This window comes from Synechococcus sp. PCC 7502, assembly GCF_000317085.1.
Taxonomy (GTDB): Bacteria; Cyanobacteriota; Cyanobacteriia; order Pseudanabaenales; family Pseudanabaenaceae; genus PCC-7502.
Window position 1 is genome coordinate 2,731,511 of sequence record NC_019702.1, and the last position, 19,740, is coordinate 2,751,250.

17 protein-coding genes are annotated in these 19,740 nt (G+C 40.0%); 8 read left to right on the forward strand and 9 right to left on the reverse strand.

The window, feature by feature from the left end:
• Positions 1–60: 60 nt before the first annotated feature.
• Together SYN7502_RS18425 and SYN7502_RS13615 are read right to left on the reverse strand one after the other, a co-directional pair.
• Positions 61–2,646, reverse strand: coding sequence for an EAL domain-containing protein (locus SYN7502_RS18425; RefSeq protein WP_015169358.1), 2,586 nt, complete (start codon positions 2,644–2,646; stop codon positions 61–63).
• A gap of 102 nt (positions 2,647–2,748) precedes the next feature.
• On the reverse strand, positions 2,749–3,015 hold the full coding sequence (locus SYN7502_RS13615) for a glutaredoxin family protein (RefSeq protein WP_015169359.1): 267 nt from the start codon (positions 3,013–3,015) through the stop codon (positions 2,749–2,751).
• 51 nt (positions 3,016–3,066) lie between these two features.
• Between SYN7502_RS13615 and SYN7502_RS13620 the strand changes: the two genes are divergently transcribed.
• Complete coding sequence (locus SYN7502_RS13620; RefSeq protein ID WP_015169360.1) at positions 3,067–3,681, forward strand: DUF1361 domain-containing protein; 615 nt, start codon at positions 3,067–3,069, stop codon at positions 3,679–3,681.
• A gap of 45 nt (positions 3,682–3,726) precedes the next feature.
• The gene (locus SYN7502_RS13625) at positions 3,727–4,524 is read left to right on the forward strand and encodes an undecaprenyl-diphosphate phosphatase (protein WP_015169361.1); all 798 of its coding nucleotides are present in this window, start codon (positions 3,727–3,729) and stop codon (positions 4,522–4,524) included.
• 26 nt (positions 4,525–4,550) lie between these two features.
• On the opposite strand, the gene SYN7502_RS13630 is transcribed toward SYN7502_RS13625, so the two are convergent.
• Complete coding sequence (locus SYN7502_RS13630) at positions 4,551–5,675, reverse strand: FAD-dependent oxidoreductase (RefSeq protein WP_015169362.1); 1,125 nt, start codon at positions 5,673–5,675, stop codon at positions 4,551–4,553.
• 57 nt (positions 5,676–5,732) lie between these two features.
• Here SYN7502_RS13630 and SYN7502_RS21040 point away from each other — a divergent pair, with 57 nt between their 5' ends.
• Positions 5,733–7,076 (forward strand): TIGR04283 family arsenosugar biosynthesis glycosyltransferase, encoded by a 1,344-nt coding sequence (locus tag SYN7502_RS21040; RefSeq protein ID WP_015169363.1) that lies wholly within the window; start codon positions 5,733–5,735, stop codon positions 7,074–7,076.
• 47 nt (positions 7,077–7,123) lie between these two features.
• On the opposite strand, the gene SYN7502_RS13640 is transcribed toward SYN7502_RS21040, so the two are convergent.
• From SYN7502_RS13640 to SYN7502_RS13650, 3 genes are all read right to left on the reverse strand, one after another.
• On the reverse strand, positions 7,124–8,152 hold the full coding sequence (locus tag SYN7502_RS13640; protein WP_015169364.1) for a S66 peptidase family protein: 1,029 nt from the start codon (positions 8,150–8,152) through the stop codon (positions 7,124–7,126).
• 38 nt (positions 8,153–8,190) lie between these two features.
• Positions 8,191–9,354 carry a 1-deoxy-D-xylulose-5-phosphate reductoisomerase gene (gene dxr, locus SYN7502_RS13645; RefSeq protein WP_015169365.1) on the reverse strand — a complete coding sequence of 388 codons (1,164 nt, stop codon included), beginning with the start codon at positions 9,352–9,354 and terminating at the stop codon, positions 8,191–8,193.
• Between the two features lie 129 nt (positions 9,355–9,483).
• Positions 9,484–10,233, reverse strand: a complete 750-nt coding sequence (locus tag SYN7502_RS13650) for an ABC transporter ATP-binding protein (protein WP_015169366.1) — start codon at positions 10,231–10,233, stop codon at positions 9,484–9,486.
• Between the two features lie 360 nt (positions 10,234–10,593).
• Between SYN7502_RS13650 and SYN7502_RS13655 the strand changes: the two genes are divergently transcribed.
• Both SYN7502_RS13655 and SYN7502_RS13660 read left to right on the forward strand, forming a co-directional pair.
• Positions 10,594–11,247, forward strand: a complete 654-nt coding sequence (locus SYN7502_RS13655; protein ID WP_015169367.1) for a hypothetical protein — start codon at positions 10,594–10,596, stop codon at positions 11,245–11,247.
• 12 nt (positions 11,248–11,259) lie between these two features.
• Positions 11,260–12,126, forward strand: a complete 867-nt coding sequence (locus SYN7502_RS13660) for an NAD(P)-dependent oxidoreductase (protein WP_015169368.1) — start codon at positions 11,260–11,262, stop codon at positions 12,124–12,126.
• A 171-nt stretch (positions 12,127–12,297) separates the two neighbouring features.
• Here SYN7502_RS13660 and SYN7502_RS13665 read toward each other — a convergent pair whose 3' ends face one another.
• A complete protein-coding gene (locus SYN7502_RS13665) occupies positions 12,298–13,254 on the reverse strand; it encodes a DUF4145 domain-containing protein (RefSeq protein ID WP_015169369.1) in 957 nt (318 codons plus the stop codon).
• 209 nt (positions 13,255–13,463) lie between these two features.
• The gene (locus SYN7502_RS13670) at positions 13,464–14,627 is read right to left on the reverse strand and encodes a metallophosphoesterase family protein (protein WP_015169370.1); all 1,164 of its coding nucleotides are present in this window, start codon (positions 14,625–14,627) and stop codon (positions 13,464–13,466) included.
• 74 nt (positions 14,628–14,701) lie between these two features.
• Here SYN7502_RS13670 and SYN7502_RS13675 point away from each other — a divergent pair, with 74 nt between their 5' ends.
• The 3 genes from SYN7502_RS13675 to SYN7502_RS13685 all read left to right on the forward strand — a co-directional run bounded on the left by SYN7502_RS13675 (position 14,702) and on the right by SYN7502_RS13685 (position 18,967).
• Positions 14,702–16,216: an acyl-CoA synthetase gene (locus SYN7502_RS13675; RefSeq protein WP_015169371.1), complete on the forward strand. Its 1,515-nt coding sequence runs from the start codon at positions 14,702–14,704 to the stop codon at positions 16,214–16,216.
• 106 nt (positions 16,217–16,322) lie between these two features.
• Positions 16,323–17,966, forward strand: coding sequence for an ABC transporter substrate-binding protein (locus SYN7502_RS13680; protein WP_015169372.1), 1,644 nt, complete (start codon positions 16,323–16,325; stop codon positions 17,964–17,966).
• A gap of 329 nt (positions 17,967–18,295) precedes the next feature.
• Entirely contained in the window at positions 18,296–18,967 is a 672-nt protein-coding gene (locus SYN7502_RS13685) for an ABC transporter ATP-binding protein (RefSeq protein ID WP_015169373.1), read from the forward strand.
• Here SYN7502_RS13685 and SYN7502_RS13690 read toward each other — a convergent pair.
• Positions 18,964–19,662, reverse strand: a complete 699-nt coding sequence (locus tag SYN7502_RS13690) for a M15 family metallopeptidase (protein ID WP_015169374.1) — start codon at positions 19,660–19,662, stop codon at positions 18,964–18,966. The genes SYN7502_RS13685 and SYN7502_RS13690 overlap by 4 nt on opposite strands.
• Positions 19,663–19,740: the final 78 nt, after the last annotated feature.

Below are 19,740 nucleotides of genomic sequence, written 5' to 3' on the forward strand. Positions count from 1 at the left end.
AGTTGGGCAAGATCACTACGCAAGATCATTTGTAAAATTCTAAAAGTAAAACTCAAAAAGCTAGAAAAGTCTAATAATTTCCTCGGCAGGAACTGGGGGAGAGAAAAAGTATCCTTGGGCGCGATCGCAGCCTAACTTGCGTAAAATCTCTAACTGTCCTACGGTTTCTACACCTTCAGCAACGGTCTGCATATTAAGGTTTTGCGCCAACAGAATTACCGCTTTAACAATTTCCAGATTCTCTTTTTCTAAACTGATAATAAAGGAACGATCAATTTTAATCGTATCTAAGGGAAATCGACAGAGATAACTTAATGAAGAATAACCTGTACCAAAATCATCAATATCTAAACTAATCCCAGCACTTCGCAGTTTTTCGAGCCCTACCCGTGTGGCATCGGTGCTATCCATCAGCGTACTTTCCACTAGTTCCAATTTCAAATGCTTTGGTTCTAAACCAGTTTCTTCTAAAATTTGATAGATGTATTGCATCCAGTTAGGTTGAAGGAATAGCAAGCTAGATAGATTCACGCTTACTTGTTTTAGCGAAATATGTCGATGGGATTTAAGCCATGTTTGCATTTGGACACAAGCCTGTCTAAGTACCCATAAATCTATAGTGGCGATCGCTCCCATATCCTCAGCCACTGATAAAAATAATCCGGGATTTAGTAATCCACGGGTGGGGTGATTCCAGCGAATTAAAGCCTCGCAGCCAACTACTTCTAGGTTAGAAATTTTGACAATTGGTTGATAGTAAACTACAAATTCTTCGATATTAATGGGTAATGCGATCGCCCGCCGCAGATCAGTTTCCAACTCTAGGAGGGCATTAGCTCGATCGTGCATGGCAGCATCAAAAATTTTGGAACAAGCTTTACCATCTTGCTTAGCTTGATATAGAGCAATATCGGCATCACGGAGTAAATCTTGGGGCGAACCAGTGGAGTTCAATGGTGAAACTATACCAATACTAGTGCTGGTATAAATTTGATGTCCTTCGATCTCAAAGGGTTGATTCAGACTCTTTTGAATTCTTTCAGCAAAATGATTAGCAAACTCAATGTTGGGAATTTCATTGAGGAGAATAATAAATTCATCACCCCCAAATCGGGAAATCATATCGGTTTTACGCAGACAGGACTGTAGTCTTTTGGTCACAGCTATTAAGAGCAAATCCCCAATTAGATGCCCGAGAGAATCATTAACCAACTTAAACCGATCTAAATCCAAAAACAGTAAAGCAAATAGATAATCTGGTTCGACTTGACGGCGCGCAATGCGATTTTCAAGGCTATATATAAATGCCGAACGATTGGGTAAATTAGTTAACGGATCATGATAGGCGGAATGGTGGAGGTCAATAAACGTTGATTCCAAACGATTAGCCATTGTGTTAAAAGACCTAGCCAAAACCTGTAATTCTTCTATGCCTTCTTCGGGAATGATCACGGCATCTTCGTGATTCGCTAAATTAGAAACAGCCGTAGATAGATTGAGAATGGGCTTAGCAATTTTACGGGCAACAAGGGTACCAATTATCGCCGAGGTAGCAAGGGCGATCGCACAAAGGGCAACTGTAGATTGGGTATTTTGCTGAATTTTATCCATGAAATCAGACTCTGGAACCACCACTACGATTAACCAGTCAATACCCATCGAATCTGTTAAGGGGGAAACTTGGGCAAAGTATTTAGCTCCAGCAATATTTAACTCAAACTCTTTGGGATTTTTGGGATTTAGATCGTCCTTTTGTTGTAATAGTTTTTGTGCTGACTGCCGCATGATCTCATTTTTACTGGCTTGGGCAAATAGGCGATCGGTGGTACTACCTTGAATGGTGAAAATTGGATCATCCGTGGATGTGCTAATTAATGCCCCAGATTTTTCCATAATAAAAGTCTGTCCCGACTTGCCAATTTTGAGACTACGCAGAAATTCGTTAATTCTTAGAAACACAAAATCCGTGGATACAACCCCTACTAAATTTCCTGATTGTCCGTAAACGGGTTGCGCTGCAGAAATAGTGAGTCCCTTAGTAACAAAGTGACGATAAATTTTTGTCCAAGTCGGCTTACCTGTGGCTATGGCAGTTTTATACCAAGGTCGACTTCTAGGATCAAAGCGGTTTGGTACGGTTTCTAAAAGTTGAAGGCGATCGCCATTTTGATCGGTACTAAAATAATCTATCTGTTGATTAGTACTGGAATTCGCCACTCCCGTCGCCACCTGCCCCGAAGGAAATCGCCGTGCTGTATAAAACTCGCCGTTAGTTTTGCCAATATAGTGAAAGGTGGTAGTCGGAAAAGTGACAATCTGTTTCCATAAATGTCGGCTCAGTATCTCTTCATTATTAAGATCAATCTGTCCCGTGGCGATCGCATTAGCAGTAATCTGATTAATCAAAGGTGGCAGGGCAATATAGCTCTCCATTTGATCTTTAATATGTTCACTAATGCCATTGCGTAATTCTGAAGCAACTTCATTGACTGCGGTCTGCCCATTGCGAAAGGATAGCCAACCAATTACCCCCACGATCGCAAAAATTTGCAATAAAAAAGGAATTACCAAAAATGCGGATAAGGAGACCTTAAATTTAGGCTGAGCTTTGCCTTGAAATTTACTTTGACTAGTTTGACTTTTCAAGACTCCCAATCCAATATATTGACTAGATAATTATGCCCAGTATATATAAATTAAAATTCCCGCACAGTAGGTTTAGTTACTCCAGCTAATTAATCACATAATTTACACATACTTTAAAAGTAACTGCTGAAGCTTAGAAACTGGCGATCGCGGCGAAATTCTTGGTAGTTCCTGTTCCATATTATCCTTAAGCACGCACAGCACTGGGATTTCGTACTGATATTTTTCAAACCAGTTTAAGTTAGTAGTAATATCCCTTACTTCGATTAATACAGGTGGTAATACATCTAGCTCTTGAATTTGCTCCAACTTTTCCATTAATCCAAGGCATAGACAGCAATCAGGCTTGCTATAGAGTATTAAATTCATAGGAAATTTATTGATCCAGTAGAATAAGTCTAAACCAGATTTCAGATCACTATGTCCACAGCTTGGGAATTGTTTACTACGAATTTGGGTTGGATGGGGTGGAACCTATTTCTTGCCTTTTTACCCTTGGCATTAAGTCTAGTTTTATTTAAACATAACTCTAAAAATTGGAGTAACCATCGGCATAACTTAATCTGGTGGCTGGGAGTTGGGGCATTTTTAGCTTTCCTGCCTAATGCTGCCTATATTTTGACAGACATTATTCATTTAGTTGATAACTTAGAAGAGCCGATTTCCCGTAGTGGTTTGCTGTTACTAATTCTGCCGCAGTACAGTTGCTTTTTTGTGGCTGGATTTTTGTGTTATGTGTTCTCTTTACAGCGCTTGAGTGACTATCTTAAATCCTTAAATTTAATTTCTACAGGAATTTGGTTTGAGTTGGGTATTCATCTTCTATCAGCGGTGGGTGTATATTTAGGTCGGTTTAATCGACTTAATAGCTGGAATATTGTGACTAAGCCGATCGCCTTGGTTAGGATCGTTTTAGATAATTTGGATAGTCAGCATTTTGTTGGATTTACCCTGTTATTTTTTGTTGTCATTACCTGTTTGTATTATCTTTGCAAGCGGTTGAGTATTTTGTTTTTGGGTTCGAGTAGGGTATAGTTCAAAACGGACTTTCGCTACCATTAATTTCCTGCTTAATTTTCTATGGAATACTTTCAAGCTTTCGTTTTAGGTATTATCCAAGGTATTACCGAATTCTTACCGATCAGTAGCACGGCTCATCTGATTGTGTTTACCCACTTTTTGGGCTGGGAAAATCTTGGGCAGAAAGCCTTTGTGGATGCGATCCAACTTGGCAGTGTTTTCGCAGTGGTTTGGTATTTCTGGGCGGATTTGCGTAATATTTTCGGAGGGGCAACTGAGGCATTTCAAAATAAGGATTGGCAACGGGAGGAATGGAAGTTATTAGTGGGAGTCGGAGTTGGTACCATCCCTGCTTTAGCCGTGGGTTATATATTTAAGGATGTATTACCTAAAAGTATTCTCGTAATTGCGATCGCCTCCATAGTCATGGCTATACTTTTGGGATTGGCGGAAGAATTTGGCAGTAGAAAACGGGGCTTTGAAACCTTAGAAATTAAAGATGGTATTCTCGTTGGCATTGGTCAAACCTTAGCATTGATTCCGGGCGTATCTAGGTCTGGTTCAACTTTAACTACGGGCTTATTTTTGGGATTAGAAAGATCAACGGCGGCGAGGTTTTCTTTTTTGTTGGGGCTACCGACTTTGACGATCGCTACGCTGTATGAATCAATTAAGGTTATTAAAAATGTTGATAGTTTTGCCATTCTAGCAGTGGGTATTATTTCCGCCTTTATTTTTTCCTACTTGGCGATCGCTTTTTTAATTGAATTCTTAAAAACTAAATCCACTTGGATATTTATTTGGTACCGTCTGGCATTTGGGGGAATATTACTAGTTATTTCAATCTTGGGCAAATAGTGATTGATGAATACTTAAAATGAATCTTAAAGTCGAACGAACTGCGCCATAAATTTGCGATCAATCCTGTCTTTCCAAATCCATAGTAGTTTAGATGCACCGATCATAATTCTGCCTCTTACGGCGATCGCCCGACCATCACCAGTACCAATGAGAGCTAAATGTTGTTTCTGCGGATAAAAGGGAATAGGAGTTTTTCCTAAAGTTACCCGTCGCAGATTTTGATATAAAGGTTTACCCTGACGCACCGCAAATACCCCCGCCTTGGGTCTTGGATCATCTTTAATGGTGGCAATATCACCTGTGGCAAATATATTCGGATGGGAAAGCGATCGCAAAGAATGATCAATGGCAATAAAACCCTGAATATCCGTGGCTATTCCAGAATTTTTAATCCAGTCGGGGGCGGTGGCATTTGTGACCCAAAAGATGCGATCGCAGTTAATAGTAAGCCCAGAATTACAGTGCAGAGCTTTATTAGATATATCTTCAGTAATAGCATTCACAGTTTGATTTAGGTGCAGCTTTATGCCCCGTTGCTGTAAAAGTTGAGCAAATTTATGACCAATATCAGGAACATAGCCCGACATTAATGTAGAAGAACGATGACATAAATGAATTTTACAGTCCGTGCGTGCCTGCATAGTTAGTGCCAACTCCACCCCACCTGCACCACCGCCCACTATACCAATTTTGGGTAAAGATAGGCGATCACTCTGTTTAATTACCTTAATCTCCTCTAAAAAATTCTCCCAATCTTCTAAAAACTGAGGCACAGGTTTAACAGGAATGGCATATTCAGCCCCAGAAATTAAATTTGTAGCTGGCGTACTTCCAATATCTATGGATAAATAATCAAAGGGAACAGGGACGTGATTTTGACAGATCACTAATTGATGCTCTAAGTCCAAGCTGACCGCGCGATCTAAAATTAAATCCGCCTGGGCAAAATTTGCGAGTTTCAATAAATTAATATGACATTCTTGATGACTATACAATCCTGCAATATGTCCTGGTAACATTCCTGAATAGGGTGCTTCCATCACATCAGAAATTAAAATTAAACGTACTTGAGGTAATGGATTTAAACCTAACAACCGTAGAGCGATCGCATGGCTATGACCACCACCAAGTAAAACTAAATTTTGCATTTGATCTACAATTCTCCTACATTGCGTAGTCTAGGTATTGGGAGGACAGAATAGTTGATGGTATCTCCAGATCGTCAAGAACATCTAATCATTTTTGCTCGCTATCCTACAATTGGAAAGGTTAAAACCCGTTTAATTCCAGACTTAGGTGCAGAGGCTACCACAGCAATTTATACCCAAATGGCAGAGCTAACTCTTAAGCAAGCCAGAACCCTAAGATTAATCCGAAATATAACTATAGAAGTATGGTTTACGGGCGGTACAAAAGCAGAAATGCAGGCATGGTTAGGAGATGATCTGGACTATCAAGAACAAATTGGAGAAACTCTGGGCGATCGCCTGATCTATGCCTTGAAAACCGCAATTAATAATGGTAGTAAATCTGTAATCATCATTGGTACCGACTGCCCCGAACTAGATGCCAAGATTTTAGGTCAAGGATTTTCGCAATTACAAGATCATGACTTAGTTTTAGGAGCCGCTAATGATGGTGGATATTACCTAATTGGCTTGCAAAAATTTGTGCCAGAACTATTCATAAATATACCCTGGAGTACATCAGAGGTATTCCTAAAAACTGTAAATATGGCAGAAATCTTGAGAATGAGTCAGTTTGTTTTACCCACCTTGACTGATGTGGATACGGCAAAAGATTTAAGCATTTGGGAACAGGTAAGAAGGCAAAATGAGCAGGTTGATTGCAATCCCAAAATTTCCATTATTATTCCCACCCTCAACGAAGCTGAAAATTTAGCAAAGGTGCTGCAAAGTATTGCTAATGCTGAAAATGTGGAAATAATTATTGTTGATGCTGGTAGTTCCGATCAAACCGTAGCGATCGCTCAAAGCCAAAGTATAAAAGTAGTTTCTGGAGTCACAGGGCGAGCAAAACAGATGAATTTAGGAGCTAGTATTGCCACTGGGGAGATTTTATTATTTTTACATGGGGATACGGTTTTACCTTTCGGATTTGAGCAGTCTGTTAGAGAAATTTTAGCTCAACCAACTAAAAGAACTATAGCTGGGGCATTCAAACTTAAAATTAATGGCAAAGGTTGGGGATTGCGGCTAGTAGAATGGGGAGTTAGTATGAGATCGCAGCTATGTCAAATGCCGTACGGTGATCAAGCAATTTTTATGAACACCTCAAAGTTCCTGAGACTAGGTGGATTTAGGGATTTACCCATTATGGAAGATTTTGAGATCATTCTGCAACTAAGAACACAGGGCAGAATCAGAATTTCCCCTTTAGCGGTAACCACTTCGGCACGCCGTTGGCAAAAGTTAGGGATTTTTTCAACTACCCTAATTAACCAAATTATGATTATTGGCTATCTGTGGGGAGTTCAGCCAACCAAACTAGCGCAGTGGTACAAAAAATATAAAAACAAGAATTCATAATTCCTCAACTGCCAATCTGCTTTGACTTTGCCTAGGATAAAGACACCTTAGATCACCGCCCCTTCATTGATTGTTAAGGTTTTAGCAGTGGCATCAAGGGTAGCGATCACCCCAATGGGCAGTACCGCATTATCGGTAACATGACCAAACATCAAGTTATATAAAGCGGGAATTTTTAAGGAACCGAAGCGATCGCGAAGAATATTTTCTAGGCTCAGGGTTTGATAAAAACTAGCTTGATACTCCTTGGGAACACAATCAACAAAATGTCCGAGGGCAATACCTGCGGCTTGGTCAAACTTCCCTGCTAACCATAGCTGGGTCAACATTCGATCTATACGATAGGGTTCTTCGCCAATGTCCTCTAAGAACAGGATTTTACCCCTTGTGTCTGGCTCGTAGGGTGTGCCTAATAGGTTAGTAACTAAGGTCAGATTCCCGCCAATTAACTGCCCTGTAGCTTTGCCTGATCTAATGGTAATTAGGCGATTATTGCGATTATTGTTAGGCGGTTTTGCCACCTGACCAATGTTTTTTGTGGACATAACTGTATTTTTAAAACTGGCGATCGCATACTGCTCCACACCTGTTAAACCTGAAGAGCCATGAAACGTAATTAATCCCGTTTGACTATGAATGCCTAAAATTAAAGCCGTAATATCGCTATGTCCAATGATCACCTTGGGATTTTTCCGAATCGCTGCATAATCTAAAAACGGTAAAATACGACTACAGCCATATCCACCAGAGAAAGTCACAAGCCCTTTAATATCCTTCCGCCGAAACATGGTATTAATATCTTCTGCCCGTTCTGCATCCGTACCCGCAAGGTAGCCATTTTGGGCATTGATATATTTTCCTAATTCCACCTCTAAGCCATATTGTTCCATGTTCTCTTTGGCGATCGCAATTTCCTCAGGTTCGTAAGCATTACTAGCGGGGGCAACCATCCCCACCTTATCGCCTTTTTTGAGAACGGGAGGCTTGATAATCTTGTTGGTTTTATCATTAGCCTGAGCATTGGCACTACCAAATAACCCTAAAATACTTCCTAAGACTTCTCTTCTGTTAGTCATGTCATGTCACCAAATTTGTCTCAGAATTGATGGACTAATTAATTTGATTTGGCTACTATTTCTCGAACTGTTGTTCTTGCCCAAGTATCGACTTCAATAATATCTTCTAGATTGGGATTAGTGATATGGTCGTGGCGATCGCAGGTTTGTTCGATTAATTGTGGAATCTGTAAAAATGTAATTTTCTCATTTAAAAATAAATCCACTGCCTGTTCATTGGCGGCGTTGAGTACTGCTGGCATCGACCCACCTGCCCGTCCTGCTGAATATGCAAGTTGCATACAAGGATATTTGAAATGATCGGGCGATCTAAATGTTAAGTCTCCTGATTTGACTAAATCCAATCTTGTCCAGTCTGTGGAAATGCGATCGGGGTAAGACAAGGCATAGAGTAAAGGCAATCGCATATCTGGGAGTCCTAATTGCGCTAAAACCGAGGTGTCTTCCAGTTCAATTAAAGAATGGATGATGCTTTGGGGATGAATCACGATTTCGATATGGTCATAATCTACACCAAATAGATAATGTGCCTCGATTACTTCTAAGCCTTTATTCATTAGCGTGGCAGAATCAATCGTAATTTTTTTACCCATTGACCAATTAGGGTGTTTGAGGGCATCAGCGATCGTGACTGCAGCTAGTTTTTCCGTTGGCAGATCACGAAAGGCACCGCCAGAAGCGGTTAAGATAATGCGCCGTAATCCCCCCTCAGGAACCCCTTGTAAACATTGAAAAATGGCTGAATGTTCAGAATCGGCAGGTAAAATTTTAATACCATACTCCTGCACTAGGGGCATGACTACCGATCCTGCAGCAATGAGTGTTTCTTTATTGGCAAGGGCAATGTCTTTTTTGGCTTTAATGGCGGCGATCGTGGGTAATAAACCAGCACAACCAACAATACCTGTAACTACGGTTTGAGTATCACCATAGGCAGCAACGGTTTCCACCCCTTCAGTACCTGCAAGGATAATCGGTTGGGACTTAAGGCTACTAATTGCCTCTTTAAGAGCTAAGTATTTATCAGGATTAGCGATCGCTATAATTTCGGGCTTAAACTGTAAAACCTGCTGGGCAAAAAGCTCAATATTTCCACCTGCGGTCATCCCCACAACTCGAAACTGATCTGGATACTGGCTGACAATATCAAGGGTTTGTGTACCAATTGATCCAGTAGAACCAAGGAGGGTGATTGGTTTCATAGAATGTACTGTGCTTTTATTTTTAGACTATTATGAACTGCTATTTTATAAACAAGATATAGACAAGTTGCATAATAACCTACCCCAGTGGCATTTTAGCGATGTCTTTAAGTAGTCGTTATATTGGTTCTAGTGAGAGCTAGTATTAACTGTCTTGAGATAATAATCAACTGCTTCGGTTGTAGTGCCAGTAAACTTAATTTGTCCTTTGTCTATCCAGATTGCCCGATCGCAAGCTTGTTTCATAAATTCCAAGTCATGGGACACGACTAAAACTGTGGCTTGATCATCCCAAAGACTATCCATACGGCGTTTACACTTTTGCCTAAAGCTTTCATCTCCTACGGATAAGACTTCATCAAGGATTAAAATTTCTGGCTGGACATCGGTGGCGATCGCAAAGCCCAATCGAGCAACCATCCCTGAAGATAAAGCCTTTACAGGGACTAGGGCATAGTCATAGAGTTCAGCAAAATCCAAGATTGAAGCTATTTTTTCCTTCATCTGCTCCCGCGTAAAGCCCAACATAATCCCGTAGAGAATAATATTATCTGTGACGGATATCTCTGGATCAAAACCTGCCCCCAGTTCAATTAATGGGGCTATTTGTCCTCGCACCCGCACAGTACCAGTCGTCGGCTCCAATATGCCAGAGATCAATTTCAGAAGAGTTGATTTTCCTGAACCATTGGCACCAATAATGCCTAGTTTTTCTCCAACTTTGACATCTAAATTAATATTGTCAAGTACGAGTTTCTTGGCGGGTTGGCGATACTTGCCTTCAAGGAGGGATAGAATTGTTTTTTTGAGATCATAGGAAAATTCTTCCTGAGTGCGCCGCCAGAGGGATACCCCATCCAATCGAATCAATTCCGTCATTTACTACTGATCTCAATCATTTTTGTATGTATGTAGCCTCAGTCCCAACAGAAATTCTAGAAAAAGTAAAGTTGAGGAACTTTGTTGGCAATTTTAAGATTTTAGGGGATTTTAGGATTGCATTATATTCAATCCATAGTATAAGTCAACGGCAGGAGTTCTATGCAAATTTATCCATTAACTTACTCCTATTCAAAGCATAGGTAATTGGTAAAACTCTATCAAATTAAAGGTTTGTGTTTTTAAATACATAGAGTGAGTCAGTTATTTTGATCACTTATTTAGTGATAATTAAAATCTTGAGGTTTTAAATTCTAAAGGCTATATTGAGTTTAAAATTTTCTTGGAGGAAGCATTACTATGGAAGGCAAGATTTTAGATTACAACTCAAACTCAAAAGAAGGATTGATCAAGAGTAGTAATGGAGATCGCTACGAATTTACAGCCGATGATTATCGTAGTCAAGCTGAAATTAAAATAGGTCAAAATGTAGATTTTCAGCCCGTAGATGGGAATAAAGCCACCGCCATATACTTACTGAAGGGAGAACTTTCTGGTATTGCTACGGCTGCTGTTGAATCTATTGGTAAAGTTGTTAACAAGGAAAATGCGGATAAGCTAGCTCAGTCAGCAAAAGCGTTAGTAGAGAGTGAACAAGTTAGTAAAGGTACTGAGACAGTTAAAAACTTTTTATTCAAGCCTTTAGTTTTACCCATTATTGGGGTTGTTATTTTTATAGTTGTAGTCTTTGGTTTCTTGCGTGGTGATGGCTTAGCGGGCAGTACTTTTTCGGGAATGGAATCAAGAGGAATTTTTGGAGAAACAAATATATCAGTTAAATTTAAATCTGATAATAAAGCCGAGTTAACAGTTGGGACAGCAGTTGGTGACGGTACCTATGAAATAGATGGTAATTTTGTAAGGCTTAGGGTGGGAGGAAACGTGTATAGATATAGTCGTAATGGTAATGAACTCCAACTTGAAGGTGGATCAACTATCTTGAGAAAAGAGTAAAAAGAGTAATTAATGACGATTAAAATTGCCTTTCTGGGTCTAGGCGTAATGGGTAGTGCCATGGCTGCAAATCTTGCCCGTTTCGGCTGTGCGGTGGTGGGTTGGAATCGGACGAGCGATCGCTCAAGTATTAAAGTTGCCAGTGATGCGGGAGTAACAATTGCCGCTAATTTGCAGGATGCCGTTAAAGATGCGGATGTCATTTTTTCCTGTTTAGGCGATATTCCTGATGTGACCGAAATTTTAGTAAATCAGGTGGCAAACCTTGAACATAAATCGGCATTAGTGATAGACACCAGCACCATTGGTAGTGATGCCGCCCAAAATATTAGCAAGCTTTTAGAAGCAAGGGGACTCAGGTTTTTAGATGCCCCTGTGTCTGGTGGTGATATTGGTGCCAGAAATGGTACCTTAACGATCATGGTGGGAGGCGATCGCTTAGATTTTGATCAAGCAAAACCCTACCTAGATATGATCGGCAAAAATATTTATTACTGTGGGAGTTTAGGCAGTGGTCAAGCGGTTAAGCTCTGTAATCAGGTATTAGTATCAACCTATATGATGGGCATTTGTGAGGCAGTTTTATTAGCGCAAAAAACAGGCATCGATCCAAATTTAATGATTGAAGTTTGTGGCAGTGGAGCCGCAGGTTCTTGGGCATTATCAAATCTAGGGATAAAAGTAGCCAATCAAGATTTTGCCCCCGGATTTATGGTTAAGCATATTCTGAAGGATTTACGCATTGTCAAAGCTGTAGGTGATTCTGAAAATTTATTAGGGGTAGATTTAAGCGATCGCCTATTTCAGATCGTGAATGAACTAGAAGGCGGCAGTGAGCAAGGAACCCAGGCAATGATTAGGGCATATTTAGGAAGTTAGTCAAGTTTAGATATACCTTGAAAGGCTCAGGAGGGTTTGAGTCGATGATTAATCTAGATTAAAGATTTCGGGTGTTCAGTGGAGCCATCATAATGTTCCGCAAGTATTGAAACATCGTTGTGATTATCTCAATGGCTAGTTATATTCTTCTAAATATATTTACTCAGCACCTTATTGAGATGCTTTTCTATCATCGGCATTTTCAGATTCGTGCAGTTCTTGTTGAGATGTCAAAATAAAATTTTCTGTAGACAGAGTTTTACAAAAAAAAGCTTCACATTCATTCAATTTTTGACGAAAGTCTAATAAAATATCTTCTTTATACTTGGTAAACTCTTCGATTGTAGTTTGTCTAAAATATGCACAGTTTTTTTGAATAAAATGCTCAATAATGTCTTCTTTTACAGTTGAATTCACTGCCTGTTTAAAATTTTCCAGAAATTCTATGTATTTATTATGGATTATGCGCTTACCCATACTTGAATGAGATTTAGCTATTGATATTTGCCTTTTATAAAATGACTCTTCAAGAGCTTTTTTAATAGTCAAAGATAATAGTTCTTTTTCTTTATTAGAGTAATTTAATTTACCCATCGATTGACCTATTGTATTTCTTGTTAGACTTCCAATTCCCTTATTATCAAAAGATGGTGGCTTTACAGAACGTGATATTTTTAATTCAGATAATAGTTTTGAAATATAGCCCCTAGTATATTTAGTAGACTTATATTGAGAATTTGGATAGGTACTAGCTAACCAAAGACAAACCTCGTAAAGTCTTATGACTATATTTTTTGCCTCCACTGATTCTATTGAATCTAACTCATGTATTGCTCTATTGCCAAATTGTGTAATTACTTGACATTTTATCAAGATCATCGGGTCTACAAAAGATTGAAATTTTTCTAGGGTAATTAGTCCATAGAGAGTGCTATCTTTAGAATAATTGCTAGAAGATAATTCAGGATCATTTTTATACATCCATTTGACAGCTATTTCTAATGCACGTCTTGCATACATACATGCTACTAAAGGATCACTTTCTGTATAAATAACTGCTGCCATTGCCGATTCGTAGATATGTATCCATTCTGTCCAACTCTCCTCTAAAAATTCAAAATTTAACATTCTCTTATAATTTTGTTATTTATACGGTGATCTCATTTTACCCAATCATTGAAGTTAGCAAAGACTTCTGCTTGAGGTTTGATATGTTTTAGCTTGAAATACTCAAGCAACTACCGTCAAGCGATCGCCTATTTCAGATCGTGAATGAATTAGAAGGGGGCAGTGAGCAAGGAACCCAAGCGATGATTAGGGCATATACAGAAAGTTAGCTAAAGATTAAGCAGCGATCGCTCTTCAGAGGTCAAATCCTCAGCTTTAAGATCACGGCGCAGCACAGTTCCAGCCACACTAGTAATCATCCGAGGCAAAGTTTGGTGATCGACAACCTCTAGGGTTTGCATATTGTAGGTAGTGTAGTCTGTGGTTTGGGAGTTTAAATTAATATCAATAATCGTTAGGGGATTAATCGGGCGGAGTTTGCTATTTAACCAAGGTCGAGGTCCACTTCCCAAAGCACCAGCATGAAGAAGCTCCAGTTTACCTTTGCGGGCGGGATAATAGGCGTGATCATGACCACTGATATAGGTATGGACTTTATATTTTTCCAGTAGCGATCGCAATTTTTCATTATCAGCCAGAATCTCCCCAGCTTCATTCCGACCTACTGCCACGGCATAGAGGGGTAAATGTCCGATCGCTATCCGCATTTTAGCGGTTTGGGCGGCTGTACTAGCTAAGGCTTTCTCTACCCATACCAACTGGGTTTTAGGAATTTGCCCTGTGGAAGCATCCCATACTAGGTAAAAAATATTATTCTGCTCAAAGGTGTAATAAAAAGGGAAACCTGCCCGATCCACAAATTTTAACCCAGGATCATTTTGGGGATTATTCCAATAGGCGGATGCTAGGTCTCGTTCGTTACCAAATAAAAACTTGCCAGTAACGGATAATGCCCCTGAAGCATCATGGTTACCAATGGTAAATCCGTAGGGAATTTTAGTCTGGCGAATGGGTTTGGCAATATATCGATCAAATCCTGCCCACATCGCCTCAATTTCAGCTTTAGTTAGGGAAGGATACTGTCCCGCCACCATATCCCCGCCACAAAGAATTAAATCTGGCTGCCAATCAGGAATCATTTGGATGGATTGAGTAACTTGGGGTTCGTAATCGGTAGAACCATAGGCACTATTTAGATCGCTAATTACTAAAATTCGCACATCTCCACGCACAGGCGCAAACAAACCCTTGGGCGCAATCGGAACTTTAGCGATCGCATTAGATGATGGGATAGATTCAGATTTTACCTGCGGAACATTGGAAATACTAGATACATTACTAGAGCTAGATAAAACTCTCTGGGCAGCACCAGTGATAATTCCTCCACCAACTACACCGCCCAAAAATAACAACTGACGACGACTAATTTTCATTACTGCGTAAGCTTACAATAGGATGCCAACACAGATTAATATATGCTGAGAGTGATCAAATCGGGTAAAAAACCGTGAATCTGCCATTTCTTCCATTAATTAGTAGAGCGCAAGAATTTAGTCAAAATATCGCGATTGCCGTTAGCAAAAAAGAAACTGAACAGAAATTTACTTACCAAGATTTACTTACTGTTTCCCAACAAATAGCTAGGGTTTTACTAGAAAATAATCAGGATTTACAAAATCAACGAATAGCCTTTTTAATTCCCTCTGGCTTTGATTATGTAGCAACTTTATGGGGAATTTGGCGAGCGGGGGGTATTGCCGTGCCTTTGTGTGTGGTTCATCCTTTACCTGAATTAGAGTATGTGATTAGGAATACTGGAGCCTCAGTAGTTATTGCCCATCCCGATTTTGCTGCTACTTTACAGGCGATCGCCCACACTCATAATTTACGATTTATCTTGACTTGTAATTTTTTTGAACCAGTTTTTGAATCTGTGGCAGAATCAGCCTTTAATCATCTTCCCAAAATTGAAACTACCCGACCTGCCTTAATTCTTTATACCAGTGGTACTACTGGAAAACCTAAAGGAGTAGTTCTCACCCACGCTAACCTTGAGGCACAGATTACTAGTCTAGTGACGGCTTGGGCATGGCAGTCAAGTGATCGCATTCTCCACGTTTTACCCCTCCATCATATTCATGGCATTGTTAATGTTTTACTCTGTGCATTGTGGGTGGGGGCGGAATGTGTGATCATCCCTAAATTTGATCCTGAACTGGTTTGGCATCGGATTTGCGCAGGGGATTTAACCCTATTTATGGCAGTGCCGACCATTTATGTAAAGCTAATTTCCGCTTGGCAAAAGGCATCTAAACAAAAACAACAGGAACTATCCGCCAGTGCTAACCAATTGCGCCTAATGGTATCTGGATCGGCAGCTTTACCCAAATCAGTTTTAGAAACTTGGCAAAGGATCACAGGGCATTTTTTATTAGAACGCTACGGGATGACGGAAATTGGGATGGCTTTATCTAATCCTGTGCAGGGCGATCGCTTGGCAGGCTATGTGGGTCAACCGTTACCAAATGTGGAAGTGCGATTAATTCAAGAACAAGGGGAAAGCGCAGGAGAAATTCAAGTTAAGGGAGCAGGAGTATTTTTAGAATATTGGCAAAATCCAGAGGCAACAGCTAAAGCCTTTATCGATGGCTGGTTTCGCACAGGTGACTTAGCTGTATGTGAAGATGGTAACTACCGCATTTTAGGCAGAATCAGCGTTGATATTATAAAAACGGGCGGTTATAAAGTTTCGGCATTGGAAATCGAAGAAGTAATCAGAACCCATCCCCATATTCAAGAATGCGCTGTTGTTGGAGTTAATGATCCTGAATGGGGTGAACGAGTCTGTGCCGCAATGGTTTTAAAATCACCAGCACCTGAGTTGCCATTATCCGATTTTCGCAGTTGGGCAAAGCAGCATTTAGCAGTTTATAAAGTGCCAAGTCAGATTTTAATTTTACCTGAGCTACCCCGCAATCCCATGGGCAAAGTTACAAAGCCAGCGATCGCAAAGTTGTTTTAAAGTTTTTTGTTCTTAATTTTTATCCATAATTTTGTAGAAAGTATCTAAAAATAGTATGCAAATAGTCCTGATATGATTAAACTTTGATTGAGCTACTGGAGATTTGATGTCAAGGTTCATAAATTTGCGATCAAGCATTAAGTATTTTTATGGTGGGCTGATTAGCATTTTGTTAGTCGGCTTTTTTTCTGCTCTACTATTTGGCTGTAATAATTCCCAAGTCGCCAATAACCCAACAGGTCGAATTACAATCGGCACCACCAGTACTATTCGCACCCTTGATCCTGCCGATGCCTATGATTTACTGTCGGGGAATATTTTATTTAATGTCTGCGATCGCCTTTATACCTATAAACCTGGAACTACGGATTTAATTCCCGAACTCGCTGCTGATTTTCCTGCAATTAGTGATGATGGCTTAACCTATCGTATTCCCCTTAAGTCTGGGATCAAGTTTCATGATGGGACAGATTTTAATGCTTCGGCAATGGCTTTTTCTTTGAATCGCTTTATTAAACTTGGTGGTGCGCCCGCTTTTTTGTTGGCAGATATTGTTAAATCAGTTACAGCGATTAATCCCACCGAGCTAGAAATTGCCTTAAAGGAGCGATCGCAATTTTTCCCAAAACTCCTGGCATTTACTGGAGCTGCCGCCATTTCACCTAAAGCCTATGGGAATAGTTCAGGATTTTTACCTAATCAGGCAATTTGTACAGGCGTATATCAGGTCGCAGAATACATTGAAGGTAATATTTTAAGACTAAATCCCTTCTCTGACTATTGGGGCGAAAAACCTAAAAATGCTGGCATAGACCTGCAATTCATATCTTCTAATGCCAATTTACTCAACTCTTTTAAGACTGGCGGTGTGGATGTAGCGTGGCAAACCCTTAGTCCCGCCCAGATTCATAACTTGGAAGTAAATGCCAATAAATACGGATGGAATATTGCCTCTAATCAGGGTTCGGTAATTTTATATATGGTACTAAATGTTAAGCAGTCCCCCTTAGATCATATTAAAGTCCGCCAAGCGATCGCTGCTGCCATTAACCGCCCCCTATTAGCAGAACGAGTTTTTCAAAATCAACGTATTCCCCTTTATAGTCTTGTCCCTAAAACTTTGAGTGACTATAAACCCACTTTTCAAAATCTCTACGGTGATGGTAACGGCAAATTAGCAAGAAAACTTTTAACCGAAGCAGGATACAGCGACACTAATCCCGCCCAAGTTAGCTTTTGGTATGCTCCGAAATATGCAGGCAATGGCGATTTAGTTTTAAGTACGCTCAAGGCAGCGATCACCCGTGATGTCGGTAAAATTTTAGAAATTAAATTAGAAAAAGTTGATACTACCACTGCCTATGGATACTTAGATCAGGGCGTATATCCCACATTCTTCTTAGATTGGGTTCCCGATATATTTGATCCAGATAATTTCCTCCAGCCTTTTCTCACCTGCGATCAAGGTAATCTCCAAAACGGATGTATTAAGGGGCGATCGCAATATCAAGGAGCTTTTTACTACAACCCTGAAATTAATGATCTCATCTCCACGCAACGCATTGAATTAAATCCCCAAAAACGTTCCGCTCTACTTATAGAAATTCAAGAAATTCTTGCCCGTGATGTGCCGTTTATCCCCCTGTGGCAAAACAAAGAATATGCCTTTGGGCGATCGCAAATTAAAGGCTTAAAGGTGGAACCTACCCAACAGCTAAACTATGCCAATATTTATAAGTCCACCAAATAAGGTAATTATTGCAGTCTAGGGTACGACCTTAATATGATAAATATGATACTTTCTAAGATTTGCAAAAGCCTTGCTTGTTAAGCCTTTCATCGAGTCTAAATTACCTAAAGTCAGAATCCTTATGCAGTAATGGTTCATCAAGTGGAGGTCGCACCCTCAAGAAAAAACGGATAAAGCAAGATCGCAGGGAAAAGACCCGTTCTGGTTTGATATTTCTTTCGTGCCGCATAAAGCTAAAAAGCACAATAATTTTTAATTGAACTTTATTGCTAATAAATCAGACTATATATTTACCAAAATATTTGCCAAAGCATATTTAATCTCAAATTATGGCAGCAATGATTGAAATGCAAGGGATTACTAAGTCCTATCGCCTTGAAACCATGAATGTGCCTGTCCTCAAGCATATTAATCTATCAATTAATGAGGGTGAGTTTTTAGCAATCATGGGAGCCTCTGGTTCAGGCAAGTCCACGCTCATGAACATTATTGGATGCCTTGATCGCCCCACCTCTGGCAAATATTTCCTCGAAGGTAAAAATCTCACTACCCTCAATGACGATCGCCTTGCCTATATTCGGAATCAGAGAATTGGTTTTGTATTTCAACAATTTAATCTCTTAGCTCGATCCACAGCCCTACAAAATGTAATGTTGCCGATGATCTATGCTAATGTCCCACCGCAAAAACGCCGAGAACGAGCCATCCAGGCACTAACCAGAGTTGGTCTAGCCAGTCGTTTATCTAATCGTCCTAGTCAACTTTCAGGGGGACAACAACAAAGAGTAGCGATCGCCCGTGCCTTAATTAATCGACCTGCCTTAGTATTAGCAGATGAACCAACTGGGGCATTGGATACCAAAACATCCCAAGAAGTAATGGAACTTTTAACTGAGCTTAATGAACAGGGTATTACTATCATCATAGTTACCCATGAACCAGATATTGCGGCGCAAACTAAGCGGATCATTCACATTCAAGATGGGGAAATTATATCCTAGGCTCTACCATACCGTGCCGTCTGAGGTTGAAGGTCTGGATTAGCAGCATTTTCTAGCCAACACCACATTTGATCGCCATAGGAAAAGTGCCACCATTCGTTGGGATGCCGTTGAAATCCAGCATACCTCATACAATCCCACAATAACTGTCGATGCTGATTAAATTGTCTATGCTCAGAAGTAGTAGCTAATTTATAGTATTGAGGTTTTGAGCGATCGCTAATTTCATCAATTTCTCCCCCCATATCTACGTCTTTGCCATTTTCATCGACTAAAGTTAAATCAACCGCAGCCCCAGTACTGTGAGGAGGTGGAGTAGTTGGATCAAGGCTAGGCACTGCCCAAAACTGATAAACCTTAGTCATAACTGCTTGGACTTGGATCGGATCGTTTATATCTATATTTAGCTCCTGAATCAGTTGCTGTTTTGTATGGTTGACCATAAATTCTTGCACTGCCACAGGACGATAGGCATCAAATATTTTAATCCGCCACGTTGGATGCTGTTTATGTAGATTAGTAAGGGCAATTTCCAATCTTTTGACAACTCCTAACCTTAAATAAAAAGGCGATCGCAAACCGTAGGGAGCACCCAATTTTTCGTAGGCATGGGGCTCCATAAAAAGAAACGTATCAGGGATTTTAATTAACTCTTCTTTGCAGTCGATGATCTCGATCGCACTGTAAAAACTCATTTTGCTGTAAACTATTGGAACTTTTTGGGCTGAACCGTATATACAATATTCTACTTAGCTAACTGAGTATAAATAAAA